The organism is Sporacetigenium mesophilum DSM 16796 (assembly GCF_059569055.1).
In genome coordinates, this window is the sequence record NZ_JCANUR010000001.1 from 354,164 (window position 1) to 380,402 (window position 26,239).

Annotated in this window: 28 protein-coding genes, 1 pseudogene and 3 riboswitches; of the genes and pseudogenes, 20 read left to right on the plus strand and 9 right to left on the minus strand. The window is 29.3% G+C overall.

What is annotated here, in order from left to right; genetic code table 11:
* The first annotated feature begins 160 nt into the window (after nucleotides 1-160).
* The 8 genes from BS62_RS01740 (at nucleotide 161) to BS62_RS01775 (ending at nucleotide 10,087) form a co-directional block, all read left to right on the plus strand.
* The gene (locus BS62_RS01740) at nucleotides 161-2,341 is read left to right on the plus strand and encodes a DNA topoisomerase III (protein WP_496489514.1); all 2,181 of its coding nucleotides are present in this window, start codon (nucleotides 161-163) and stop codon (nucleotides 2,339-2,341) included.
* A gap of 150 nt (nucleotides 2,342-2,491) precedes the next feature.
* A complete protein-coding gene (locus BS62_RS01745) occupies nucleotides 2,492-3,481 on the plus strand; it encodes a YARHG domain-containing protein (RefSeq protein ID WP_496489515.1) in 990 nt (329 codons plus the stop codon).
* Nucleotides 3,482-3,499: 18 nt separating this feature from the next.
* Nucleotides 3,500-4,282, plus strand: coding sequence for an N-acetylmuramoyl-L-alanine amidase (locus BS62_RS01750; RefSeq protein ID WP_496489516.1), 783 nt, complete (start codon nucleotides 3,500-3,502; stop codon nucleotides 4,280-4,282).
* Nucleotides 4,283-4,449: 167 nt separating this feature from the next.
* A complete protein-coding gene (locus tag BS62_RS01755) occupies nucleotides 4,450-5,901 on the plus strand; it encodes a DEAD/DEAH box helicase (RefSeq protein WP_496489517.1) in 1,452 nt (483 codons plus the stop codon).
* Between the two features lie 159 nt (nucleotides 5,902-6,060).
* On the plus strand, nucleotides 6,061-6,306 hold the full coding sequence (locus BS62_RS01760) for a (2Fe-2S) ferredoxin domain-containing protein (protein ID WP_496489518.1): 246 nt from the start codon (nucleotides 6,061-6,063) through the stop codon (nucleotides 6,304-6,306).
* A 2-nt stretch (nucleotides 6,307-6,308) separates the two neighbouring features.
* The gene (locus BS62_RS01765; RefSeq protein ID WP_496489519.1) at nucleotides 6,309-8,024 is read left to right on the plus strand and encodes a [Fe-Fe] hydrogenase large subunit C-terminal domain-containing protein; all 1,716 of its coding nucleotides are present in this window, start codon (nucleotides 6,309-6,311) and stop codon (nucleotides 8,022-8,024) included.
* The gene (locus BS62_RS01770) at nucleotides 8,021-9,181 is read left to right on the plus strand and encodes a SpoIIE family protein phosphatase (RefSeq protein WP_496489520.1); all 1,161 of its coding nucleotides are present in this window, start codon (nucleotides 8,021-8,023) and stop codon (nucleotides 9,179-9,181) included. Before BS62_RS01765 ends, BS62_RS01770 begins: the two co-directional genes overlap by 4 nt.
* Before the next feature lie 78 nt (nucleotides 9,182-9,259).
* Nucleotides 9,260-10,087 carry a thymidylate synthase gene (locus BS62_RS01775; protein WP_496489521.1) on the plus strand — a complete coding sequence of 276 codons (828 nt, stop codon included), beginning with the start codon at nucleotides 9,260-9,262 and terminating at the stop codon, nucleotides 10,085-10,087.
* Nucleotides 10,088-10,115: 28 nt separating this feature from the next.
* Here the strand turns inward: BS62_RS01775 and BS62_RS01780 are convergent, their stop codons facing one another.
* The 3 genes from BS62_RS01780 to BS62_RS01790 all read right to left on the minus strand — a co-directional run bounded on the left by BS62_RS01780 (nucleotide 10,116) and on the right by BS62_RS01790 (nucleotide 11,216).
* Complete coding sequence (locus BS62_RS01780) at nucleotides 10,116-10,319, minus strand: cold shock domain-containing protein (RefSeq protein ID WP_490139916.1); 204 nt, start codon at nucleotides 10,317-10,319, stop codon at nucleotides 10,116-10,118.
* Nucleotides 10,320-10,460: 141 nt separating this feature from the next.
* Nucleotides 10,461-10,925: a hypothetical protein gene (locus BS62_RS01785; protein ID WP_496489522.1), complete on the minus strand. Its 465-nt coding sequence runs from the start codon at nucleotides 10,923-10,925 to the stop codon at nucleotides 10,461-10,463.
* A gap of 90 nt (nucleotides 10,926-11,015) precedes the next feature.
* Entirely contained in the window at nucleotides 11,016-11,216 is a 201-nt protein-coding gene (locus BS62_RS01790) for a cold shock domain-containing protein (RefSeq protein WP_490139914.1), read from the minus strand.
* Between the two features lie 279 nt (nucleotides 11,217-11,495).
* Between BS62_RS01790 and BS62_RS01795 the strand changes: the two genes are divergently transcribed.
* The 4 genes from BS62_RS01795 (at nucleotide 11,496) to BS62_RS01810 (ending at nucleotide 14,004) form a co-directional block, all read left to right on the plus strand.
* Nucleotides 11,496-11,918: a DMT family transporter gene (locus BS62_RS01795; RefSeq protein ID WP_496489523.1), complete on the plus strand. Its 423-nt coding sequence runs from the start codon at nucleotides 11,496-11,498 to the stop codon at nucleotides 11,916-11,918.
* Between the two features lie 11 nt (nucleotides 11,919-11,929).
* The gene (locus tag BS62_RS01800) at nucleotides 11,930-12,373 is read left to right on the plus strand and encodes a DMT family transporter (protein ID WP_496489524.1); all 444 of its coding nucleotides are present in this window, start codon (nucleotides 11,930-11,932) and stop codon (nucleotides 12,371-12,373) included.
* 296 nt (nucleotides 12,374-12,669) lie between these two features.
* Nucleotides 12,670-13,209 carry a DUF5698 domain-containing protein gene (locus BS62_RS01805; protein WP_496489525.1) on the plus strand — a complete coding sequence of 180 codons (540 nt, stop codon included), beginning with the start codon at nucleotides 12,670-12,672 and terminating at the stop codon, nucleotides 13,207-13,209.
* 153 nt (nucleotides 13,210-13,362) lie between these two features.
* Entirely contained in the window at nucleotides 13,363-14,004 is a 642-nt protein-coding gene (locus BS62_RS01810) for an acetate uptake transporter (protein ID WP_496489526.1), read from the plus strand.
* A 50-nt stretch (nucleotides 14,005-14,054) separates the two neighbouring features.
* On the opposite strand, the gene BS62_RS01815 is transcribed toward BS62_RS01810, so the two are convergent.
* A complete protein-coding gene (locus BS62_RS01815; protein WP_496489527.1) occupies nucleotides 14,055-14,549 on the minus strand; it encodes a superoxide dismutase family protein in 495 nt (164 codons plus the stop codon).
* 206 nt (nucleotides 14,550-14,755) lie between these two features.
* Nucleotides 14,756-15,214, minus strand: a complete 459-nt coding sequence (locus BS62_RS01820) for a spore coat protein (protein WP_496489528.1) — start codon at nucleotides 15,212-15,214, stop codon at nucleotides 14,756-14,758.
* A 141-nt stretch (nucleotides 15,215-15,355) separates the two neighbouring features.
* Nucleotides 15,356-15,466: riboswitch (TPP riboswitch) on the plus strand.
* Between the two features lie 85 nt (nucleotides 15,467-15,551).
* On the opposite strand from BS62_RS01820, the gene thiW reads away from it, so the two are divergent.
* From thiW to hutG, 3 genes are all read left to right on the plus strand, one after another.
* A complete protein-coding gene (gene thiW, locus BS62_RS01825) occupies nucleotides 15,552-16,052 on the plus strand; it encodes an energy coupling factor transporter S component ThiW (RefSeq protein WP_496489529.1) in 501 nt (166 codons plus the stop codon).
* A 76-nt stretch (nucleotides 16,053-16,128) separates the two neighbouring features.
* Entirely contained in the window at nucleotides 16,129-16,362 is a 234-nt protein-coding gene (locus BS62_RS01830; protein WP_496489530.1) for a DUF3892 domain-containing protein, read from the plus strand.
* A 141-nt stretch (nucleotides 16,363-16,503) separates the two neighbouring features.
* Complete coding sequence (gene hutG / locus BS62_RS01835) at nucleotides 16,504-17,514, plus strand: formimidoylglutamase (protein WP_496489531.1); 1,011 nt, start codon at nucleotides 16,504-16,506, stop codon at nucleotides 17,512-17,514.
* A gap of 132 nt (nucleotides 17,515-17,646) precedes the next feature.
* Here the strand turns inward: hutG and BS62_RS01840 are convergent, their stop codons facing one another.
* From BS62_RS01840 to BS62_RS01850, 3 genes are read right to left on the minus strand one after another with little or no spacing between them, the layout of a single operon-like run.
* Entirely contained in the window at nucleotides 17,647-18,450 is an 804-nt protein-coding gene (locus tag BS62_RS01840; protein ID WP_496489532.1) for an ABC transporter ATP-binding protein, read from the minus strand.
* On the minus strand, nucleotides 18,451-19,503 hold the full coding sequence (locus BS62_RS01845; RefSeq protein WP_496489533.1) for a FecCD family ABC transporter permease: 1,053 nt from the start codon (nucleotides 19,501-19,503) through the stop codon (nucleotides 18,451-18,453). It abuts the gene before it with no gap.
* 23 nt (nucleotides 19,504-19,526) lie between these two features.
* Nucleotides 19,527-20,474, minus strand: coding sequence for an ABC transporter substrate-binding protein (locus tag BS62_RS01850; protein WP_496489534.1), 948 nt, complete (start codon nucleotides 20,472-20,474; stop codon nucleotides 19,527-19,529).
* A gap of 131 nt (nucleotides 20,475-20,605) precedes the next feature.
* A riboswitch (cobalamin riboswitch) is annotated at nucleotides 20,606-20,781 on the minus strand.
* A gap of 162 nt (nucleotides 20,782-20,943) precedes the next feature.
* Between BS62_RS01850 and nhaA the strand changes: the two genes are divergently transcribed.
* The 5 genes from nhaA to ribH all read left to right on the plus strand — a co-directional run bounded on the left by nhaA (nucleotide 20,944) and on the right by ribH (nucleotide 25,937).
* A complete protein-coding gene (gene nhaA / locus BS62_RS01855) occupies nucleotides 20,944-22,068 on the plus strand; it encodes a Na+/H+ antiporter NhaA (protein ID WP_496489535.1) in 1,125 nt (374 codons plus the stop codon).
* 81 nt (nucleotides 22,069-22,149) lie between these two features.
* Nucleotides 22,150-22,263, plus strand: a riboswitch (FMN riboswitch).
* Nucleotides 22,264-22,487: 224 nt separating this feature from the next.
* A complete protein-coding gene (gene ribD, locus BS62_RS01860; RefSeq protein WP_496489536.1) occupies nucleotides 22,488-23,585 on the plus strand; it encodes a bifunctional diaminohydroxyphosphoribosylaminopyrimidine deaminase/5-amino-6-(5-phosphoribosylamino)uracil reductase RibD in 1,098 nt (365 codons plus the stop codon).
* A 3-nt stretch (nucleotides 23,586-23,588) separates the two neighbouring features.
* Nucleotides 23,589-24,239 (plus strand): riboflavin synthase, encoded by a 651-nt coding sequence (locus BS62_RS01865; RefSeq protein ID WP_496489537.1) that lies wholly within the window; start codon nucleotides 23,589-23,591, stop codon nucleotides 24,237-24,239.
* Between the two features lie 14 nt (nucleotides 24,240-24,253).
* Nucleotides 24,254-25,474: a bifunctional 3,4-dihydroxy-2-butanone-4-phosphate synthase/GTP cyclohydrolase II gene (locus tag BS62_RS01870; RefSeq protein ID WP_496489538.1), complete on the plus strand. Its 1,221-nt coding sequence runs from the start codon at nucleotides 24,254-24,256 to the stop codon at nucleotides 25,472-25,474.
* Nucleotide 25,475: 1 nt separating this feature from the next.
* Nucleotides 25,476-25,937, plus strand: a complete 462-nt coding sequence (ribH, locus tag BS62_RS01875; RefSeq protein WP_496489539.1) for a 6,7-dimethyl-8-ribityllumazine synthase — start codon at nucleotides 25,476-25,478, stop codon at nucleotides 25,935-25,937.
* A 57-nt stretch (nucleotides 25,938-25,994) separates the two neighbouring features.
* On the opposite strand, the pseudogene BS62_RS01880 reads toward ribH, so the two are convergent.
* Nucleotides 25,995-26,213 (minus strand): annotated as a pseudogene (locus tag BS62_RS01880) (ABC transporter permease); the annotation flags it as partial.
* Nucleotides 26,214-26,239: the final 26 nt, after the last annotated feature.

A 26,239-nucleotide genomic window follows, 5' to 3' on the forward strand; every position in this document is an offset into this window, starting at 1 on the left:
CTCAAATCCCTTGTACAACTATGATATAATTTATTATTAAATAATTATATATTTCATATGTATCAAAAATAGAAAAAATTCGCTAAGCTCATATCGCCAACGATCTTGAAAATCAGGTCCGTTGCTCAAGTTTAGTATTTGACTCTGAAAGGGTGTTTATATGAATAAAATATTAGTATTAGCTGAAAAGCCTTCAGTAGGAAGGGATTTAGCTAGAGTTTTAAATTGTAATAAAAAAGGTAATGGATATTTAGAAGGAGACAAGTATATAGTTACATGGGCTTTAGGTCATCTAGTAACTTTAGCAGATCCAGAGACCTATGATGAAAGATATAAAGAATGGAGAATTGAAGATTTACCAATGCTTCCAAATCAACTAAAACTTGTTGTTATAAAGCAAAGTGGTAAACAATTTAGTGTTGTTAAATCTCAAATGAATAGAAAAGATATAGATGAAATTGTTATAGCAACTGATGCTGGTCGTGAAGGAGAGTTAGTTGCAAGATGGATAATAGAAAAGGCACATGTAAATAAGCCAATTAAACGTCTATGGATAAGTTCTGTTACAGATAAAGCTATTAAAGAAGGGTTTAAGAATTTAAAAGACGGTAAGGAATATGAAAATCTTTATAAATCGGCACTTGCTCGTGCAGAAGCTGACTGGATAGTTGGAATTAATGCAACTCGTGCATTAACTACAAAATACAATGCTCAACTTTCTTGTGGAAGAGTTCAAACTCCAACTATTGCGATGATAGCAAAAAGAGAAGAAGAAATAAAAGATTTTAAGCCAAGAACATATTATGGAATTACAGCAATTTCAGACAATCTGAAACTTATATGGCAAGATGACAAAACAAAAGATACAAAGACCTTTGATAAAGAAAAATCAAATAACATAGTTATGTTAACTAAAAACAAAAATGCTGAAGTTATAGAAGTTAATAAATCTTATAAGAAGAAATATTCGTCTCAATTATACGATTTAACAGAACTACAAAGAGACGCAAATAAAATATTTGGTTATTCAGCAAAAGAAACATTGTCTATTATGCAAAGATTGTATGAAAATCACAAAGTTTTAACTTATCCAAGAACAGATTCAAGGTATATATCTAGCGATATAGTAGAAACACTAAAAGATAGAGTAAAGGCTTGTTCTGTTGGACCTTATTCAAAATGTGGTATTGTCATTTTAAGAAATCAAATAAAAGCAAACAAAAACTTTGTTGATGACAGTAAGGTTTCAGATCATCATGCTATTATACCAACAGAAGAAATTCCATTTTTAAGTTCATTAAGTGATAAGGAGAGAAAGATATACGATTTAGTTGTTAAACGATTCTTAGCTGTATTGTATCCTCCATTTGAATATGAACAGACAACAATAAAAGCTAAAATTGAAAATGAGATATTTATTGCAAAAGGTAAAATAGTAATATCTCAAGGATGGAAGGAAGTTTATAATAACAACTTTGAAGATGATGAAGAAGATATACTTGATCAAACACTACCTAATATAAATAAAGGGGATATACTAAATATTTCAAGTATTTCCCAAACTAAGGGAGAAACTAAACCACCAGCTTTATTTAATGAAGGAACTTTACTTTCAGCTATGGAAAATCCAGTAAAATATATGAATAGTAATAATAAGGATTTAATAAAAACTATCGGAGAAACTGGAGGCCTTGGGACTGTAGCAACTAGAGCTGATATAATTGAAAAATTATTTAATAGCTTTTTAATAGAAAAAAAAGGTAAAGATATATATATAACTTCTAAAGGTAAGCAGCTTCTCGACTTAGTTCCTAAAGATTTAAAATCACCTACATTAACTGGTGAGTGGGAACAAAAATTAAGTCTTATTTCTAAAGGAAATCTAAATAAAAATACTTTTATAAATGAAATGAAGACTTATGCAAAAGAGGTTGTAAAAGAAATAAAAAATAGTGAAAAAAAATTTAAACACGATAATATGACTAGAAGTAAATGTCCTGAATGTGGAAAGTTCCTTCTTGAGGTAAACGGTAAAAAAGGTAAAATGCTTGTTTGCCAAGATAGAGAATGTGGATACAAAAAAGGTGTTTCTAGAGTAACAAATTCAAGATGTCCTAACTGCCACAAAAAGCTAGAACTTCGTGGAGAAGGCGAAGGACAAGTTTTCGTATGTGTTTGTGGACACAAAGAAAAACTTTCTACTTTTAATGAAAGAAAGAAAAAAGAAAGTGACAAGGCTTCTAAAAAGGATGTTTCAAATTATCTTAAAAAACAAAACAAAGCAGAAGAGCCACTTAATAATGCATTTGCAGAAGCACTTGCAAAATTAAAACTTAAATAATATATTTCAATTAATGTATCAAGAATAAATTCATTAGTAACATGGATTTATTCTTGTTTTTTTGTATTAATAAATAAATTAATATACTAGAAATGGTTTATTTTTCCATGTAAATGTTCATATATATGTTATTATGGAGGTGGTTATTAAATGAAGTTTTGTAGTAGTTGTGGTAAAAGTATTGATGAAAATAGTAAGTTTTGTAGTACGTGTGGAGAGCCTATAGAAGATACAAAAGATGATTTAGAATTTAAGTCACTTAAGGAGATGCAAGAATATTTAAATGGACTTGAAAACGAAGATAAAAAATTAGATGACACAAAGATTGATAAAGAAGTTAAAAAAAATGAAAAAAGTTTAAAGAGTATTGGAAAAGAAAAAAAGATAGGTATTATAGTAGCAGTTACAATTGTTGTTATTTTAGCTATAGGATTTACATTTAAAGATAATATGACTTATTCATATTACATAAGTAAAGGAGATAAAGAGTCTAATCCGTCTATAAAAACAGAGTATTATATAGATGCATTAAATATTAAAAAAGATGATGTATTAATAGGAAAAATTCGAGAAGTATTAAAAAATGACTCAGAATTCGAAGATAAAATGGCAAAACTCAGTCTTATATTAGACAAAGGAAAGATAAATAAACTATACGTAAATATATATGTAGATAAAGCAAAGCAGAACTTTGATAAGTTAAATTATGAAGCTTGTCTAAGTCTTTTACAAAAAGCTGAAAATTATGGGTATGACATAAGCCAATTTGAAAATTACTCTGAGTTAAATGCTGCTTTAGAAGAAGATGGAAGTGAAGAAGAAGATAATAATGATAAAACTTATGAAGTAGTATATATTCCATACAACCAAATAAACTACGACGGATTTTTAATACCTGATAGTAGTCATAGATATCTTACTAGAAGTGAATTATCCCAATATACTTATAATACATTAGGATTTATTAGAAATGAAATTTTTGCTAGACATGGGTATATATTTAAGACTAAGGCATATCAGGATTATTTCCTTAAACAATCTTGGTATATACCAAACCCTAATTTTACAGGCAACTTTAATCAGCTAAATGATGTAGAAAAATATAATATAGAACTTATAAAGGAATTAGAAGGAAAATAAAAAATAAGGGGTTACAAAGTGAAAAAGATAGGATTATTAATAATAACTATATGTTTTTTATTGGTAGGATGTACCAAAGAATATAGTAAAATTGAAGTTAAGGATTCTACAAAGGATTCAGTAGAAAATAAAGTAGTATCAAAAGAGGTTAAAGAATCTAAAGCTATTAAAGAACCTAAGACTATAGTAATAGATCCTGGACATTCGTCCATAGGAAACTCAGACAAAGAACCTACAGCGCCAGGTTCGAATATTTTAAAAGCTAAAGATGTCCATGGGGCTACAGGTACTACAACTAAAATACCTGAATACAAAACTGTCCTTAATATATCACTACTATTAAGAAGTGAATTAGAGTCACGTGGATATAATGTAGTAATGACTAAGACAAAAATAGATGATTCTATAAGTAATATTGAAAGAGCAAATATAGGGAATAATAACAATGCAGATTTAGTTATGAGAATACATTGTGATGCATCTAATGATAGCGGTGTAAATGGAGCTTCTATGCAAATTCCAGCTAATACTAAATATACATCGCTTATATATGAAAAAAGTAAATGTTACGGGGAAACTATAATAAATACTTTTTCAAATTCTCTAGGATTAAAAAATAGAGGTGTTGTCTATAGAGAAGATTTAACTGGTTTTAACTGGTCTAATGTACCTGTTGTACTTTTAGAAACTGGATTTTTATCAAATCCAAAAGATGATAAATTTATAAGTGATGAAAATAATCATAAAATTATTGCTAAAGCTATAGCAGACGGAATTGATAAGAGTTTTTTAGAAAAATAATATAATCAATTAATAAAAGCTGTATCAAATACTGGTACAGCTTTTTTATAATTACTAAATATTTACAACTTATAATAAAATTTGTGTTACTATAGGTAATGGTGTATTTTATATTTAGATTTGTAGATTATAATAATGAATATTATATTAAATGAGGTATAAATAATATGGATAAATTAAAATTTGAAGCATTTGGAATAAATAAAGAGATATTAGAGACATTAGAAACCTTAGGCTATAAAAACCCAACAGAAGTTCAAGAGCAAGTTATACCATTAGCTCTTGAAGGCAGAGATATTATAGTAAAGTCTCAAACTGGAAGTGGAAAAACTGGTTCATTTGCAATTCCTATTTGCGAGAAAATAGACTTAGAGGAAAGAAGATCACAAGTATTAGTACTTACACCAACTAGAGAGTTGGCTATGCAGGTAAGTGAAGAAATGACTAATATTGGAAGGTATAAAAAAGTACGTTGTGCTGCCATTTTTGGAAAACAGCCTATTAATGCACAAATAATAGCTTTAAGACAAAGGATTCATGTTATAGTTGGAACTCCTGGAAGAACTCTAGATTTAATAAGCAAAGGACATATGAACGTAGACCATATAAAGTATTTAATAATAGATGAAGCTGATGAAATGCTTAATATGGGATTTATAGAACAAGTTGAGGCTATAATAGAGAAATTACCAAGTAATAGGATAACTATGTTGTTTTCAGCTACTATGCCAGATGAAATTGAATCAATATCTCAAAAATATATGATTGATCCTACAAAGGTTGAGATTACTCCTAAAAGCCTTGCGTCAGAGCGAATAGAGCAAGTTTACTATGAAGTTGAAAAAAAGGAAAAGTTTGATGCTTTAAATAAGATAATATATATTGAAAGACCAGATAGTTGCATCTTATTTTGCAGTACAAAGGAAAGTGTAGACAAACTAGTAAACAAAATGAAAGACAAAGGTTATCCATGTAGGGGACTTCATGGAGGAATGTTTCAAAAGGATAGGATAGATACAATTGAAAAGTTTAAAAGAGGCGAATTTAGTTTTTTAGTGGCCACTAACTTAGCAGCTAGGGGAATTGATATAGAAAATGTAACTCATATTATAAACTATGATATTCCTATGGAAAATGAAAATTACGTTCATAGAATAGGAAGAACAGGTAGATTAGGAAATACTGGCATGGCAATAACACTTGTATCTTCTAGTGAATATAAATATCTAGAAAAACTCGAAGAATACCTTGGTTACGAAATAATAAAAAAAGAAATACCATCTGACAATGATTTAAATAATATTGAGAAAAACATAAGTGATAAAACAAGCTTTATTTCTAAGCCAAAATTAAAAGTAAATAAGGCTGATAAATTAAATAAAGACATTATGAAAATATATATTAATGCTGGAAAAAATAAAAAGATAAGACCTGGAGATATAGTTGGTGCAATTACAAATATAAAAGGCATTAACGCTGATGATATTGGTATAATAGATATTCAAGAAAGATGCTCTTATATAGATATACACCAAGGCAAAGGAAATTTAGTTGTAAGTAATCTTAAAAATTCAACTATAAAAGGTAAAGCTATTAAAGTTCATAAAGCTAGAGATTAAATAATAAAAGCTATTAATTAAAGATATTGAGATAGATGGAACTGTAATTTTAGTTCCATCTATTTTTTAATTACTGTTAAAGTGCGTAATAGGAAAATTTGAAAAAAAAATAACAAAGTGATAATATTAGTATATAACTTATTAGTTTGGGGGTAATGTATGAAAACAGTTAAGATATGCATTGGAAGTGCTTGTCATCTAAAAGGATCTTATGATGTTATAGAAATTTTCCAATCTAAAATAAAAGAACATAAATTAGAAACTGAAATAGAATTAAATGCTGCCTTTTGCTTAGGAGAATGTGTAAAGGGTGTTTCTGTAAAAATAGATGATGAACCTATAATATCTGTTTCACCTGAAGATGCAAAAGAAATATTTGAAAGATATATATTAAGAGGTGAATAGATATGGATATTATTAATTTTTCTAAAGCAAATTGTAGTAATTGTTATAAGTGCGTAAGAGAATGTCCTGTAAAAGCTATTAAATTAAAAGATGAACAAGCTGAAATTGTAAATTCTCTATGTATTGGATGTGGAAGATGTCTTTTGGCATGTCCAAAGAATGCAAAACAAATAATGTCTGATATTGATATTGTAAAAAAACATATTAATAATGGCGATACTGTTGTTGTAAGTGTAGCTCCATCTTTTGTAGCTGCTTTTGACTTTAAATATCCAGAACAATTTGTAACAGCTCTAAAGCAAATAGGATTTTCACGTGTTGAACAAACTGCAGTAGGGGCAGGTGTAATATCACAAAGTTATAATGAATACTACAATAGAGATGATAACAAAAACTATATAACTACTAGTTGTACAGCAGCAAATTATCTTATACAACATTATTATCCAAGCCTTGTTGATGAAATGATTCCTGTTGTATCACCTATGGTATGTCATGCAAAGATGTTAAAGGAAAAATATGGACAACATATAAAAACAGTGTTCATAGGCCCTTGTCTTGCTAAGAAAATAGAAGCATTAAGAGAAGAAGCTATAGACTACATACTAACTTTTGATGAAATAATAAAATGGTTTGAAAATGAAAAAATAGTTCTTGAAGATTTAGACCCTATACCTTTTGACTTAGAAAATAAAGACGCTAGTTTGTATCCAATTATACAGGGGATTGCAAGTACTCTTGATAACTCGGATGGTAAAGATATATTTTGCGTAGATGGGATAGAAAACTGTATTGATTTATTAAAGTGTATGGACAAAGGAAAAATAAATAACACATTTATTGAAATTAGTTTATGTGATAATAGCTGTATAAATGGTCCTGCAATGCCTAGTGAAAACTCAGTTTATATAAGAAAAAATAAAGTAAAAAAATATGTTCAAAATTGCCAAAAAAGTAACGACGATTTTAAATTAAAACCAAAAGACTATGATTATAAAGATATTGATATATCTACAAAATTTAAGGATTTATCACCCATAATTAATATTCCAAGTGAAGATGAGATTAAAGAAATTTTATCTAGTACAGGAAAGTTAAAGGAATCGGATGAGCTTAATTGTGGGGCTTGTGGATACGACAGCTGTAGGGATAAGGCAATTGCAGTATACAATAAAATGGCAGAAAATAATATGTGTATGCCTTATATGAGGCAAAGGGCAGAAACTATATCTAATATAATATTTGATGTAACTCCAAATATTATATTTATTTTAAATGACGATCTAGAGATTATAGAATTTAACCCATCTTCAGAAGCTTTATTCAATGTTAAGAAGAGATTTGCAATAAATAAGCCTATAGTTATGTTTATGGACGATGAAGATTTTATCAATGTGAAAAATACAAAAAAAGATATAATTGCTAAGAAGATACACTTAAAAGAACACAATTCTTCAATGTTAAAAACTGTTTTATATGTAGAAGAATATAAGGCAATGGTCGTTATAATGACTGACATAACTGAGGATGAGGTAAAAGAAAAGAAGCTTAAAGAGTTAAAAATGAATACACTTAATATGGCACAAGAAGTTATTAATAAGCAAATGAGGGTAGCTCAGGAAATAGCAAGTCTTCTAGGGGAAACAACAGCAGAAACCAAAGTTATCTTAACTAAGCTTAAAAAAGTTGTGCAAGATAATGAGGATGATATAAGATGAATCTTTTTATAGATGTTGCATCAACAAGCTTAAATAAGTTTGGAGAAGAACTGTGTGGAGATAAAGCAGAGCATTTTAGAACTGAAGATGGAATTATAGCTGTTTTGGCTGATGGACTGGGAAGTGGGGTTAAAGCTAATATACTAGCTACCCTTACATCAAAAATAGCTATTACTATGCTTAAAGAGGGTATGGATATAGAAGAGGTAGTTGAGACAATAACTAACACACTACCAGTATGCAAAATTAGAAATTTAGCTTATTCAACATTTACAATTGTAAAGATATCAAATAATAATGAAGCTTATATAGTTGAGTTTGACAACCCTAGTATCTTTTTTATAAGAGATGGAGAAATTGCAAATTTACCTTACAAAACCGTAGATATTAACAACAGAAGAATTAAGGAAACTAGGTGTAAATTACAAGAAAATGATCTTATAGTTTTAACTAGTGATGGAGCAATTCATGCAGGGGTAGGAAAGGTTTTGAATTTAGGGTGGAAATGGGAACATGTGGCAGAATATCTTGAAAAAGCCTATAGATCATACAATTCAGCTAAATATATTGCAAATAATTTACTAAATGCATGTGAAGATCTTTATTTAAATGAACCTGGTGATGATACAACTGTATTAGCAATAAAAATGAGAAAACCACAACATACTGTATTATTTTCTGGCCCACCAGAAGATAGGGAGATGGATAAAGTAATTATTAAGGAACTAATAGAAAGTGAAGGAATGAAGGTTGTAAGTGGAGGTACTGCAGCTCATATAGTTGCAAGGGAATTAAATGAAAAGTTAAGAACTAATTTTGATATTTATGATAAAAATATACCACCTACTGCAAACATAAAAGGAATTAATTTAGTTACTGAGGGAGTACTTACATTAAATGCAGTTATTGAAAGGTTAAAAATAGCAAGAGGTTCTAGAGATTTAAGTTTTTTAGAACAGAAGGATGGAGCATCTAGATTGGCAAAGCTAATAATAGAAGACAGTACACACTTGAGGATGCTTGTTGGTAAAGCTATAAATCCAGCACATCAAAATTCAAATTTTCCTAAAGAACTAAGTATAAAGTGGACTATATTAGAGCAACTGAAGAAATCAGCAGAAGAATTAGGAAAAATAGTTAATATAGAATATTATTAACATCAAAGGGCTTCCTTTTAATTTTCTTTGCTTTCTTGTATAATTAGTTTATATAGATTTTTAGGAGGATATTAACATATGAATAAAGCAGATAAATTGTTCTTTGATGCATGTAGCGAAGTAATGAATGAAGGACAATCTACACTTGATCAAAAAGTAAGACCAGTTTATAGTGATGGAGTGCCAGCTCATACTAAGTATATAACTCATGTGTGCGAAACTTATGATATATCAAAAGGAGAATTCCCAATAATAACTTTAAGACCTGTACCTTGGAAAAGTGGTGTTAAAGAAATCCTTTGGATATATCAAGATCAAACTACTGATTTATCAGTACTTAAAGAAAAATATAATATACACTGGTGGGACTCGTGGGAGTATAAAAATAGTGGCTCAATAGGTGAGTGTTATGGTTATATAGTAAAAAAATATAATTTAATAAATAAGTTACTAGATGGACTTAAAAATAATCCACTAGATAGAGGTCATATAATAAATTTATGGCAATATATGCACTTAGATAACGGTGGCCTTAGACCCTGTGCATTTATGACTACTTGGAATGTTAGAGGAGAGTATTTAGACCTTTGCCTTCATCAAAGATCAAGTGATTATCTAGTAGCTGGACATATAAATAAAATACAATATGTAGCTCTATTAATGATGGTTGCAAAATCAGTTGGACTTACTCCAGGTAAGTTTACTCATTTTATAGATAATCTACACATATATGATAGACATTTTGATCAAGCAAAAGAAATGTTAAATAGAAAACCAAGTGAAAAACAACCTAGATTAGTATTAGACACTGATAAAACGGATTTTTATAGTTTTACAATAGATGATTTTAAGATGGAAGACTATGAGCCAGTTAAACCACAATTGTCTTTTGATTTAGGAATATAAAAAAATATGGTAAAAAGCTTATAGCTTTTTACCATATTTTTTTTACGTTAGCAGCTTGAGGTCCTTTTTGTCCTTGTTCTACTTCAAATTCAACTTCTTGGCCTTCTTCTAATGTTTTGTATCCTTCGCCAGTTATAGCAGAAAAGTGTACAAAAACATCATTTTCGCCTTCAACTTCTATGTATCCATATCCTTTTTCATTGTTGAACCATTTAACTTTTCCTTTTTTCATTGTAAATCCTCCTAAGTTGTAGTAAACTGTAAATTAAATATATAAGATTAACAATATCTAACGATAATTAGTATTTCCGTTTAATATTTTTATATTCATAATTAAAAAATAAAACCAAATTAAGAAATTCTTAATTTGATTCTACATATATTTAGACATTATATCCAAATATGATTGAGAAACTGGAGGACATACTGACAATATTTCGTCTAGTATATAGTCAATATTACTATCATCTATTATTTTTCCGGTATTACCGTCTTCAAAGGTTGTGCTTTCAGTAGCTAAAGAATTATATATAGTACTTACAACTGGAGATGGCATTACTTCGCTATTTTCCATATGGTTTTCTGAAAAATACAATACACCTTCAACAACTATAAACTGTCCAAATACATATTCTTTATTATCATGTTGGATATGCTCTACATGTTTTATATCAAGAATGTTATTTTCTTCTTTTCTTGTTAATACACATCTTACCTCAAGTTCTAAAAGTCTTTTTTTCATATGATCAGAGAAGTTTTCTCCAAGTTCAGCAATGAATTTTTTCATTGATATTGTTTTTTTCATATTATAATTTTTTTTAAGATTTTTTTTAAACATAAGTATTCTCCTTAAGATAAGTTAAAAGCCACCTTTATGAAGGTGGCCAAACATAAATATATTAATAAATTAATATATCAAAATTTAGATTTATAATTTTGTAACGTTAGTTGCTTGAGGTCCTCTTGATCCTTGTTCTACTTCGAACTGAACTCTTTGACCTTCTTCTAATGATTTGTATCCATCTCCTTGTATAGCTGAGAAGTGTACGAATACATCATTTTCTCCTTGAACTTCTATAAATCCAAATCCTTTTTCTGAGTTAAACCATTTTACTGTTCCTGTTTTCATTGTAATCCTCCTAAAATTTAAACACATTACTATTGATACTTAAAATTTTATCAACCGTGTTTTGTATCGGTTATATAAGTATAGCATAAAAGTAAATCTTTTACAAATGTTATTATCAACAAAATTAATATTTTTTATTCATTAAATAAAAAAAATTTTAAAAAGAAAAAATAAATGGAGTTTCTCATTTAATTATTGTATACAATATGACATATGTCATATATGTGTACTGCTTTATTTGATAATATAGGTTAATAATAAAAAATATGGAGGATTCATATGTATAAATTTGCTGCGGTATTTATAGGACTCTTAATTTCTATAATGGTAACATTTAATGGGACATTAGATAGTTATACAGGTAATTATTTATCGATACTAATAATTCATATAGTAGGACTTATCACTGTGATACTTACTTTAATTATAAAAAGGGAAAAAATTATATTTAATGAAAAATTACCTTTTTATATGTTTAGTGGAGGAGCGATAGGCGTTTTATTAGTACTATTAAATAATTTGTGTTTTGGAAATTTAGGAGTTTCATTAACTTTATCATTAGGGGTTTTTGGACAACTAGTATTATCTATTATTATAGATCATTTCGGATTGTGGGGAATGGATATATATAAGTTTAATAAGAAAAAATTAATAGGATTTGCCATAATGCTAATTGGTATTGTGGTAATGACAGTATATTAGGAGGTGTTGACATGATGTATATTATATTGGCCATTATAGGTGGATGTTTAACAATACTATCTATGATTGTAAATTCTCGTTTAGCAGGCAAAATAGGTGTATTGCAAAGTACATTTATAAACTATGTAGTAGGTCTATTAATTGCTCTAATTTTAGCAGTGAGTACAGGAAGTTTAAATATAGTTAAAATTAACAACTTCACTAATATACCATTATGGGCTTTTCTAGGAGGTTTTATTGGAGTAATGGTTGTAGCTAGCTCTAATATAATAATTCCTAAAATACCAATTATATATAGTACGGTTCTTATTTTTATAGGACAGATTTTCACAGGTATTATTATAGATTATGTAATGAAAGGTTCAATTTCAAAAGGTAAAATTATAGGAGGGCTATTAATTATAGCGGGAATGATTTATAACTCTAATATAGATAAAAATGAACTAAAGTCATAAAAAGGGTGGATTTTATATTCACCCTTTAAAAAAAGTTGCAAATAGTTTATATATGTGATAATATAATATGATTGGTCTATTGATCGTATATAGCTGAATAAAAGTATAAAAAATAAATTTTCATAATAATCTTATCGTTATTCCTAGAAATATTATTACAGTACTTTCCATCCTAAAAAAATTCCAATGATTAAATTAAAATTATTGTTTTATTTAAGAGATTGCTAATATATCATTAGTAGTTTTTGGCGTGTCAATTAATACATCAATGACAATTAAAAGGAGGTGTCATGGAGATGGCAACAAATATTATATATTCACTTATAGGTTTATTTTTAATAACAGCACTTACTAATGTATTAGCAACTTTAAAATCAATGCTTCAATCAAAAAGAATTATGAATCCAGTTTATGTTTTGGTATTTATAGATTCTGTGATTTTCGCAACGACAGTTAGTAAGGTTACAAGTTCGGACGGAATACATTACACAATTGCATATGCTTTAGGTAGAACGGTAGGGGTATTAATTGGTAATAAAGTTGAAAAATTATTAGCTTTGGGGATATTAGAAGTAGATTTATTTTTAAATAATAAAGAAAAAATGATTAATGTAGCAGAAAAACTTAGAGAAGCAGGTTATACTGTGAATAATTTCCTAGCTCAAGGTAATAATGGAGATATTAGATATAAAGTTGAAGTTGTAATAAAGAGAAAAGAATTCAAAATATTTGAGAGCATTTTAGATGAGTGTGGTGTTAATAATCCAACTCTAAAAATAAAAAACTTAAATAAAGTAGATGGTAAGATTACGACAACGAGTGTTAACACTATTTAAAAAATTCTAGGCTAAATAGCTTAGTTTTATTACATAAATTTATTTTTATATATTATTTTTATTATAATCAAAAATCAATTGAAAGTTGTTTGAGATTTTGTTATTCTATACGTTGGCTATAATAAAAATAAATATATTTTATGGAGGTAAGGGATGAAAGAAACAACAAATGTGAAAATTGTAACTGCTGATCCGTCTGGTCTAGGGTTATTTGGTCTGGCCATAATAACATTAGTAGCATCTTCACAAAAACTAGGATTTACAGAAGGAACGTCATTATTATTACCATGGGCCATATTTTTAGGCGCATCAGCACAGTTAGTTGCTTGTATTAATGATTTTAAACATAATAATACATTCGGAGCAACTGCATTTGGAGGCTATGCGTTTTTCTGGTTAGGAATGGCACTTACTTGGTTAATTCAAGGTGGAACATTTGGACCAATCCTTGCTCAAAATGCAGACCCTAAGCAAACAGGTGTAGTATTTGTAGGATACTTAATATTTACTATATTTATGACAATAGGGGCTATGGAAACACACAAGGTATTATTTAGTATTTTCTTCCTAATAAACTTTTTATTCTTAGGGTTAAGTATGAACTCTCTTGGTATAATGCCAGAATTCGGACATGATTTAGCAGGATACTCAGAATTTATAATATCATTATTATCTTTTTATGGTTTTGCAGCTTCTGTATTAAACAACCATTTTGGAAGAGTATTTTTACCAGTAGGTAAGCCTTTCGGAATATTTAAAAATAACACTTCACAAAACAATAGAAAATCAGCATAACATAAAACCGTAGTAGGCTAGTTTAAACTAATCTACTGCGGTTTTTTGCATTAATAATAAACTCTGTTCTGTTGTTGAGGAGGTGTGGCTCCTTCAACAATAACTCCACAAGCAAGTCTCTTACCGGCATTTCCAGCAGGTTGACTTTTGTTATCATCTGGGCTTTGATGGATAATAACAGCTTTTCCTATAACATCTTGAACCTTAAATTTATTAGTGAAGAAGCACATCATTGCAACTCCATTATTTGAATATAAAGTAGGGAAGTCTCCTGCATGATTTCCATGAAGTTGATTATTTGGATTCCAGTGACCACCAGCACTTGTGAAAGGGTCGTTAGGATCTCCTATTTCACAAGTTCCATTTTCATGAAGATGAAAACCGTGTGGTCCTATTGGAAGATCGCCATTTGTTCCAGGTTTATATTCTGGCAAACCAGTTACCCAAACGCAAACCTGAACCCCTCCTTGTACATCCATAAAATACACATTACCTTTTAGATTCGGAGCCAAAGGCCCACCATTTAAAAGAGCATAAGCTAACATAATTTATACACATCCTTTTATAAATAGTTACTCATAATAATAATATGCTTGTCATAATTATTGTGTTACTTAATTTAGGACAAATTAGAACTGGAATTATGAGTAAAAAGGAATGTAAAAATTAAAGTATATATAGCTTTGAATAATAAAAATTGGATTGTTAAATAAAAAAGGAGCCATAGACTAAACTATGGCTCCTTTTTTATTTAAGATGGATTGTAGAATCCTCTTGATTTCATTTCGTTAAATAATGTTTCTGCATGATTTTGCTCTTCTTGTTGTATATGTTGTAGTTGTTGTCTTATTTGTGCATCAACTGATTCTAAAACAGCATTATTATAAGAACCTGAAACGTGTTTTTCAGTACTTAAAGCATCATCTAGAAGTTGTGCATCTGTAATTCCTAGACTAGCTTGCATGTTTGATAAATCGCCTTGAGGGCTATTATAGCTTGCAAATATACTTTGAGGGTTTTCACCATTTGAAGTTAATATATTTGTTAGTGTAGTAGCATGTTGTTGTTCTTTTTGAGCAAGATTTTTAAATGTTTGCTTTAATTTTGGGCAAGAAGCCATTGCAGAGTATTGTTCATATTTTCTTATACATAAATACTCAGCATTTAAATTATCTAAAAGTAAACTTTTTTCTTTATTAGTAAGTGCCATACAAAAAACCTCCTATGTAAATATACTTATATATAGTATCGGCATATTATAAAAATTATATTTACTAAAATTATCAATTTATAAAGATTATATATATATTTTCTAAGATATTATGGTATAATTACTTTATAAAATTAAATAAATATAACACAGGGGTGTTGGATAGGCCAACTGAGAGTAAGAACCTTAATTCTTTGACCCTAATAACCTGAACTGGGTAATGCCAGCGTAGGAAGTTGTTGTTGATGGATATTATTATATAATGTGCTAATTTAAACACAAATCCTATGGGTTTGTGTTTTTTTATTTGAAAATTTTGAAGGGAGAGATTTAACAAATGAAAACAAAAAAATTAACTTTATCTGCACTTTTGATAGCATTAGGGGTAATAGGAAGTAATCTTATTTTTATACCTGTAGGAGCAGCTAAGTGTTTTCCTGTTCAGCATACTATAAATGTATTAAGTGCTGTAATATTAGGACCTTGGTATGGGGTTGCTATAGCATTTTGCACTTCGTTACTTAGAAATGTGTTGGGAACAGGATCTCTAATGGCTTTTCCAGGAAGTATGGTTGGAGTATTTTTAGCTGGGATACTATATGCAAAAACAAAAAAAGTGAATTTTGCTGTATTTGGAGAAATATTTGGAACAGGGATACTTGGAGGATTATTAGCATTTCCAATAGCCAAATTTGTATTAGGTAAAGAAGTCGCTGCATTATTTTTCGTAACTCCATTTTTAATAAGTACTATAGGTGGAAGTTTAATTGCTTACTTTATTATTAAATATTTTAAAATTACAAAAAGTGTTGATATAAGAGAAAACGCTAAGATTTAATATAGTTATAAAAAATAGAATAATAATAAAATATCTTCTAATACTAAATATAAATAAGTATAAGGGAGATGTTACCATGAATGATAAAACAAAGATAGTGAAAGTTAGAAAAAATAATCAAGGAGACATAACTGATGTTATGCTACAAGATGGAAATGTATATGCAATAGAGGATGCTATAATGATGGCCAAGGATCATCGTATAGAGGGTGTAAATGTAGGTAAGGCTAGAAATGGAAGAGAGTATTTAAGAAGCAATCCAAATGAAGACAAAAGCGATAATCTAGATAATATTCCAACATTTGAATAGTTATCCTAAAATACCACATTTACTCAATGTGGTATTTTTTTATTATTGAAAAATATATAAAATTAAACTACTATTAATGATAGATAATATTCATAAAAAATATACTAAGCATCTTAGCATAACATAAAACGGGAGGATACCATGTTTAGCTCAAACTATAAGATAACAGAAGATGAAGTTTGGAAAGGTAGAGTAGATAGTGAAAGTAATTTTGATGCATTTAGATGGCATCAATGGGTTAAAAATATCGACTTAAGAGAAAAGTTAATCCCATACGATGGTAAACTAGGCTTTGCATTTATAGGATTTTGCTGTGATGAAGGGGTTATGAGAAATCAAGGTAGAGTAGGAGCTGCTAATGGCCCTTTAAGTATTAGAAGGGAATTAGTTAATCTGCCTTGCTGGTTTTCAAAAGATGTTAAACTTTTTGATGCAGGAAATATATTCTGTGAAGATTGCACCTTAGAAGAAGCTCAAGAATTACTTTCAAAAGCTATAGAAAAGATTTTAAGTTTAAATCTTTTTCCAATTGTTTTAGGTGGGGGCCATGAAGTTGCCTTTGGACATTATAACGGATTATTAAATCATTTGTTAAAAACTAATGAAAAGCCTAATATAGGAATAATAAATTTTGATGCCCATTTTGATTTAAGACCATATCCAAATGGTGGAACATCAGGAACAATGTTTAGACAAATAGCAGATATATGCAAATATAAAGATATAGATTATTCTTATCTTTGCGTTGGAATACAAAAACGTGGGAATACAGTTGAGTTATTCAAAACAGCAGACAAGCTGGGAGTTAAATATATATGGGCAAAGGATATTGCAGATAGCGGACATTGGAATGTAATAGATAAAATAGATGATTTTATGAAATCAAAAGAGCATATTTATATGACAATATGTACTGATGTATTTTCATCAGCTTTTGCACCTGGTGTAAGTGCACCACAACCATTAGGCCTAGACCCAGAAAGAGTGCTAAAACTTATTAAATATATATTAAAATCTAATAAAACAATAAGTTTTGATATAGCAGAAGTATCACCGAGATTTGACCAAGACAATACTACTGCAAATTTAGCTTCGACGTTAATTTTTTCTGTAGTTAATACAATAGCTAAAATTCATAGTCTAGATATCTAATAAATAAAAAAGGTCCTAGATACAAATTGTATTCTAGGACCTTTTTTATTACAAGGAAATTATAATTTCCAACTGATAAACTTGAGCAACAAACCTGCTTTTCAGGCCGCTAAGACATGAGCGTAGCGATTTTTATAAGGATTTAAAACCTGATGAAACTGGAATTATATGAGGTTTTCCATTTAAGGGGTTTTTAATCATTATTACATCCATATTATATATTTTCTTAATATTAGTCTGTGATAAAACTACTTCAGGTTCACCAACTGAAGCTATTTTTCCTTTATCAACTAATATTAAACAATCGCTATATTGGGAAGCTATATTTAAATCGTGAAGTACAGTAATAACAGTTATATTACATTTTTTATTTAGAGATTTAATAGTATCCATTATTTCTATTTGATGGTGTATATCTAATTGTGATATAGGCTCATCTAAAAGTATAATATTACTTTCTTGAGCTAATGCCCTAGCAATAATAATTCTTTGTCTTTCTCCACCACTTAAATTTTTTATATTTTTATCTTTTAAATGCCAAGTATTAGTTAATTTCATTGATCTTTCAACAATTTCAATATCTTTTTTACTTTCATTTTCAAATCTTCTAAGATATGGAACTCTTCCCATTAATACAACATCTATAGCAGGAAAGTCAAAGTCAACACTAGTATCTTGGGGCACATAAGCAAGCTCTTTGGCAAGGTCTTTGTACTTATGTTTGACAATATCTTTGTCTTCAATATAAACAGTGTTTTTATTTGGTTCAAGTGTTCTTGAAATATTTTTTAAAAGCGTAGTTTTTCCTGAACCATTAGGTCCTAAAATACTATAAAACATACCTTTTTTTATATCTAATGAAATATCACTTAATATATTTTTATTATCTATACTATAATTTAAATTTTTTATTATAATTGAATTATTTTTTGCCATCTAAAACACCTTCTTTTTGTTTTTATAAAGAAGATAAATAAAATAAGGAGCTCCGAAAAGTGAAGTAATAGCACCTACTGGCATTTCAGTTGGAGACAATAATGTTCTTGCAAGGGTGTCTGAAATAATCATAAAACATCCACCTGCTAATGCTGAAAAAGGAATTAATACTCTATTATCAGAGCCTGTTAGTATTTTTACCGAATGAGGAATTATAAGACCTACAAATCCAATAACACCACTAACAGATACTGAAGAAGCTACTAATAAAGAAGATATAAGTAACATAATCTTTTTTAGTTTTTCAACATCAATTCCTAAGTTTTTGGCTGAGTCGTCTCCTAATAAAACGATATTTATATCTCTTGAAAAAAACATAACAAAAATAGATAGAGGTATTGTAATAAATAATAGAAAAATAACCTGAGACCAACTAGCAGCTGAAAGACTACCCATAGTCCAAAAAATTATTTTATCAATTTCATTTCTATTAAAGATCATTAATATTGATATTAAAGATGACAAGAAAAAACTAACAGCAACACCTGCTAAAAGTAAATTTATTGTAGATGCCTTATTCCCAACCCTTGCTATGTTATAAACTGAAACTGTTGTTATTATAGCTCCAATAAAAGCTGCTAAAGCTACACCGCTGATTCCTAAAAGCATTGTCTGAATGCCAAATACTATGGAAACAGCGGCACCAAGTGCAGAACCAGAGGATACACCTAGAACATATGGATCAGCCATTGGATTTTTAAATATCCCTTGGTATACAGCGCCAACCAATGAAAGATTTATACCAACAAGGGCTGCCAAAATTATCCTTGGTAATCTGATTTTTAATATAATAACACTAGAGGATAGTTTTATATCATCTATATTAACAAATTCATTAATAATAGGGATTTTAGAGGCAATAATTCTAAAAGAATCAGTAACTGAAACATCAGCAGAACCTAAAGTTATAGAAATTATAATTAAAAGCATTAAAATTCCTATACCTATAGCAAATAAACCTGTATAGTATTTTTTCTTGTCATTAAAATTCATTATAATTCCTTCTTTCAACTATTTTACTTAAATAATTCTGGGTGAATAACCTTTGCAAGTTCTTCAAGACCTTCAGCAAGTCTTGGTCCTTGTCTGTCTAGTTTACTATTATCTACTTCAAATACTTTTCCTTCTTTAACAGCTCTTAGATCTTTATATCCATTTGTTTGAACAAATTCTGATTTTAATTTTGCTGGGTTTATTGGACATATTATTATATCAGGGTCGTTTTCAACAACACTTTCAAGACTATATTTCCAACCAGTAACGTCTTTTGCAATATTTAAACCACCAGATTTATCAATAGCTGCTGATATAAAAGTTTCGCCTGTCGCAGTATAATCTCCATACTGACCATAACTTACAACATAATAAATTTTTGGATTAGTTTTTGCATCTTTAACCTTAGTTTCTACTTCGGCAATTTTGTCCTTCATTCCTTTAATTACTTTAGTTGCATCTTCATTTTTATCTATAATTTGACCAACCTTCTTTATTGAAGTATAGGCGCCATCAAAGTCTTCTTGTTCAATTATTACAATAACATTTATACCTAATTGTGCTATTTTATCTATAATTTCTCTTTTAGTAAGTGAAGATGCTAAAACAACATCTGGTTTTAATTCAACTATTTTTTCTATATTTGGCTCTGTAATATCCCCAATTGATTCAACATTTTTTACATCAGTAGGATAGTCACAATAATCAGTTCTACCAACCAATCTATCTAATGAATCAAGTGCTGCAACTGTTTCTGTCATATTTGGAGATAATGATACTATTCTTTCAGGTTTTTTGTCTAAGGTAACCTTTCTGTCATATGCATCTGTAAATTCTAGTGGATATGTAGTGTTTGTAGTATTTTCAGTTTTTTCAGTATTAGTAGTAGTACTAGTACAGCCTGTTAATAATGATGAAACCATAAAAATACTTAAAAATAATAGTGCGACTTTCTTTGAAAAACTTTTCATTTCAAATTCCCCCTAATAAAATATTTTTTCTTCCCCCGTATATTGTAAAAAGGCAATAAAAAAAAGACTTGCTCGAAGTCTTAATTTGAATGTACCTAAAAAGGCATGTACATCCATCTCTCCCTCCGAAAGATTTAGTAGTGTATTAGGCAGGTCTCCTGGCTAACGGGTCATCCTTAACTCTCCTTCCCGAAAAAATCAGTGGATAATGAGTTTCGTCACCGTATACAGTAGCGGGGGCTGCAGCGGATTCTAACCGCTTTCCCTTTTAATTCCTTAAAGGAACACCTAACACAATATATTATATTGTACACATTTATTTTAGCTCAGTGATATATTAGTGTCAATGGAATATGGAAATATTTTGAAAATAATAAACATATTTTATTTATATAGAATAGTCATAGTACATGTCTGCATAACATTATATATTAATATATATTTATTATTATTAAATGGGGGAAGTACTATGAGATGTTTGCCGGGAATATTATTAGTTGTATTTAGTTTAATAGCATTAATTGTAGCCAATAGTCCATTTGGATATATTCATAATTATTTTTTTAATGAGATAAAAATATTTAATGACTTTAATGTTCATATGATTGTTAATGATTTTTTAATGGCAATATTTTTTTTAGGAGCGTCTTTAGAAATAAAAAAAGAAGTATTATATGGTAACTTATCAAGTTTTAAAAAAGCATCATTTCCTATAATAGCTGCTATTGGAGGGGTATTAGTACCAGCAATAATATTTATTATATTTAACAATAATACCATTTATATTGAAGGGGTAGGAATACCCATAGCAACTGACATAGCATTTGCTATAGGTATATTTATGATGTTAGAAAATAGATTAAATCATAGATTGAAAATATTTTTATTATCATTAGCAGTTGTAGATGATTTGATATCAATAATGGTTATAGGTGTTTTGTATCCGTCTAACATAGATATTAAGTATGTTTTAATTGCAGCTTTAACAACAGTTATTATATATATTATGAATAAAGTATTTAAAATAAAAAAGACATATATATATATGATTTTAGGATTATTTCTTTGGTATTTTGTACATAAAAGTGGAATACATTCAACTATTAGTGGAGTATTGTTAGGATTAGTTATGCCACTTAATCGCAACTTGGAACATAATATATCAAACTTATCAAGCTTTTTTATATTGCCATTATTTGCTTTATCGAATACAGCAATAAAATTAAACACAAATATCAACTTTGTTGAAGGCAGTACTTTAATTCAAGGAATTATTTTTGGATTAGTTATAGGAAAACCATTAGGTATAATGTTATTTACTTACATAGCGACAAAACTTCATATAACACAAAAACCTAAAAATGCGAGTTGGCTATCAATATTCAACGTAGCTGTACTTGCAAGTATAGGATTTACAATGTCTATTTTTGTATCTGAAATAGCTTTTAGTAATTCAAGTGAAATTACGGATATTGCTAAAATATCAATATTAATTTCCTTAGTTATATCAATAGGTTTATCCTATATAATTACAATTGTTGTAGATTCACTAAAAAGATCGCTTAGACTGAGTTATATAACAAAAAGGTGGTAAATGAAAAATAAGTCGAATTTTATAAAAATATATAATTGACAGTATCATTTTGTGATGTTATTATAAATTTAACAAAAGTAAATAAATCTTCAGGGCGGGGTGAAATTCCCCACCGGCGGTAAAGCCCGCGAGCCGAAAGGTTGACTTGGTGAGATTCCAAGGCCGACAGTAAAGTCTGGATGGAAGAAGATTAAAATATATGTACGAATATTATTATTCCAAAGTTTGGGATAATAGTATTAGTTGTTGTCTATTTGTGCATAATAAGCCCTGAGAATTTATTCTCAGGGCTTATTTTAGTTATAAGGAAATGATAATTTCCAACATATAAACTTGAGCAACGGACCTGTTTTTTAGGTCGTTGGCGACATGAGCAAAGCGAATTTTTTGATTTAAGAAAATGAATTGGAGGGGTTATATTGGATGTTAAGTATATGAAAAGAGCTTTAGAATTAGCACAAAAAGGAACCGGATATACAAGCCCCAATCCATTAGTAGGAGCAGTAATAGTAAAAAATGGAAAAATAATTGGTGAAGGATATCATGAAATTTACGGTGGTAACCATGCTGAGATAAATGCATTTAAAAATGCAACAGAAGACGTTAAAGGAGCTACTATGTACGTTACCCTTGAACCTTGTTCGCATTATGGAAAAACACCTCCATGTGCAAATGCAATAGTAGAAAAGGGAATAAAAAAGGTAGTAATAGGTTTAAAGGATCCAAATCCATTAGTTTCAGGAAAAGGTATACAAATTCTAAAAAATAATGGAATAGAAGTAGTTAGTGGCGTGTTAGAGGAAGAAGGAAGAAAATTTAACGAGATATTTTTAAAATATATAACCACAAAACTTCCATTTTGTATTATGAAAACAGCTATGACATTAGATGGAAAAATTGCAGCACATACTGGAGACTCTAAATGGATAACAGGAGAGCTTTCAAGAAAATATGTACATAAATTAAGACATAGGGTGTCAGGTATTATGGTAGGGATAGGAACTATTCTAAAGGATGATCCATTTTTAAATACAAGATTAGAAGATGGAAAAGGGAAAGATCCAATAAGGATAATTATAGATAGTAAACTTAGGATACCACTACAATCAAATGTCTTAAATCTTAAATCAGATGCAAAAACAATTATAGCAACTACCCAAAATGCTAATTGTGACAAAATAAAAGCTTTAGAAGAAAAGGGAGCAGAAGTAATTGTTACCCCTTCTAGTGATAAAGTTGATTTAGTATTTTTAATGAAAGCTCTTGGAGAAAGAAAAATAGACAGTATTCTTTTAGAAGGTGGAAGCGAGTTGAATTATTCTGCACTTAATGAAGGAATTGTAGATAAGGTAAATTCTTTTATTGCACCTAAGATAATAGGAGGAAGTAATTCAAAAACTCCAGTAGGTGGAATAGGAAAATCATATATGAAAAATGCTATAAATCTTAAGAATATAAATATTCATGCCTTTGGTAATGACATAATGATAGAAGGCTATATAAGAAAGGAGGAATAAGGTGTGTTCACAGGGTTAGTAGAAGAAATAGGAAAAATTGAATCTATTATTAAATCTGAGAAGTCAGCGAAAATAATAATCAAAGCTAATAAAGTACTTAAAAATGTAATGTTAGGAGATAGTATAGCTACTAATGGTGTTTGCCTTACAGTAACTTCATTTGATAGTAACAAGTTTAGTGTAGATGTTATGGCAGAAACTATGAGGAGAAGTAATCTAAAAAGTATTTCTCCTGGAGATGAAGTTAACCTAGAAAGAGCTTTGAGATTAGGTGATAGACTAGGTGGACATATAGTAAGTGGCCATATTGATGGCATGGGAATTATAAGAGGCTATGAAAGAGAAGACAATGCAATATGGGTTTCAATTTCTGCATCACCTGAAATTTTAAAATATATAGTTCAAAAAGGGTCTATTGCAATAGACGGTGTAAGCCTAACTGTTGCATATGTAGATGAATCAATATTTAAGGTTTCTATAATACCACATACAAAAGATATGACTACACTTCTTAGAAAAAAAGTTGGCGATGAAGTAAATTTAGAATGCGATATGATAGGCAAGTATATTGAGAAACTTTTAGGAGCTAAAGAACAAGCTCCAGTTAAAAAAGGTATTGATTTTGATTTTTTAAGTGCAAATGGATTCGTATAGAGGAGGGTAAAAAAATGAGTAAATTTAACACTATAGAAGAAGCAATTGAAGATATAAAGCTTGGGAAGATAGTAGTTGTAGTAGATGATGAAGATAGAGAAAATGAAGGTGACTTACTTATGGCTGCAGAGAAAGTTACACCTGAGGCTATTAACTTTATGGCTAAATATGGTAGAGGACTTATCTGTATGCCTATTATAGGAGAAAGATTAAAGGAATTAGATATCTACCCTATGGTAAGTAGAAATACAGATTCTCATCAAACAGCTTTTACAGTATCAATAGATGCTATAGAAACTACAACTGGGATTTCAGCTCATGAAAGATCAGATACAATAGCAAAGGTCTTAGGAAAAGATACGACACATGAAGATTTTAAAAGACCTGGACATGTATTTCCACTTGAAGCAAAAGCTGGTGGAGTACTAAAAAGAGCAGGACACACTGAAGCAGCTGTAGACCTTGCAAGAATGGCAGGACTTTATCCAGCAGGTGTTATATGTGAAATTATGAATGAAGATGGTACTATGGCTAGAGTTCCTGATTTAATGGATTATGTAAAAGAACATGATCTTAAACTTATTACTATTGCTGATTTAATATCTTATCGTAGAGAAAAAGAAGTATATGTAAAAAGAGTAACAAAAGCAGATATGCCTACAAAGTATGGTGACTTTGAAATCGTAGGATACGAAAATATCTTAAATGGAGAACATCATGTTGCTTTGGTAAAGGGAGATATTTCAAATGGTGAGCCTGTACTTATAAGAGTTCACTCAGAATGTCTTACAGGAGATGCATTTGGATCATTAAGATGTGACTGTGGAGAACAATTTGCAGCAGCAATGAAATCAATAGAAGAAGAAGGCAGAGGAATACTTCTTTATATGAGACAAGAAGGAAGAGGAATCGGCCTTATAAATAAACTTAAAGCTTATGAACTTCAAGATAAAGGAATGGATACAGTAGAAGCAAACTTAGCTCTAGGCTTCCCTGAAGATATGAGAGATTATGGAATTGGTGCCCAAATCCTTGTAGACCTTGGAGTAGAAAAAATAAAACTTATGACTAATAATCCAAAGAAAATAGCTGGACTTACTGGATATGGAATAGAAATTGTAGATAGAGTATCAATACAAATGAATCATAATGAAAGAAATGAGCAGTATTTAAGAACTAAGCAAGAAAAAATGGGTCATATATTAAAATTTAACGAAAACAATGGAGGGAAATAATATGAAAACTTTTGAAGGAAAATTAATATCTCAAGGAAAAAAATACGGAATTATAGTTGGTAGATTTAATGAGTTTATTGGTGGTAAGCTTTTATCAGGAGCAATAGATGGGTTAAAACGTCATGGAGTAGAAGACACTGAAATTGATATAGTATGGGCTCCAGGAGCTTTTGAAATCCCACTTGTTGCAAAGAAAATGGCTAAGTCTAAAAAATATGATGCAGTCATATGTCTTGGTGCGGTAATAAGAGGAGCTACACCTCACTTTGATTATGTATCTAGTGAAGTGACAAAAGGTGTTGCAAGTGTATCTTTAGAAACTGAAGTTCCTGTAGTGTTTGGTGTATTAACTACTGATACTATTGAACAAGCAATAGAAAGAGCTGGAACAAAAGCAGGTAACAAAGGATATGATGCAGCAGTTACAGCTATAGAAATGGCAAACTTGCTTAATGAATTTTAATAATTAATATAAAAGTATTTAGTATAAAAATAGACTACACATATAGGTAGTCTATTTTTATACTTTTCTATATTTCTTTAATGCTAATATATTTAATACTAAAATATCAGATTTTATATCTCCTAAATTGTATCCTTTTAAAGCTACATTTTTTAGAGCCTCTGCTCCATAAGTCATAGGGAATAATTTTGATAGAATTTCAACCCATTTTGGAGAGTTTGATATATCAAACACACCACTAAATAATATTTGAGGAACTATTATAGCTGGTATAAATTGAAATAATTGAAATTAATTTTTAG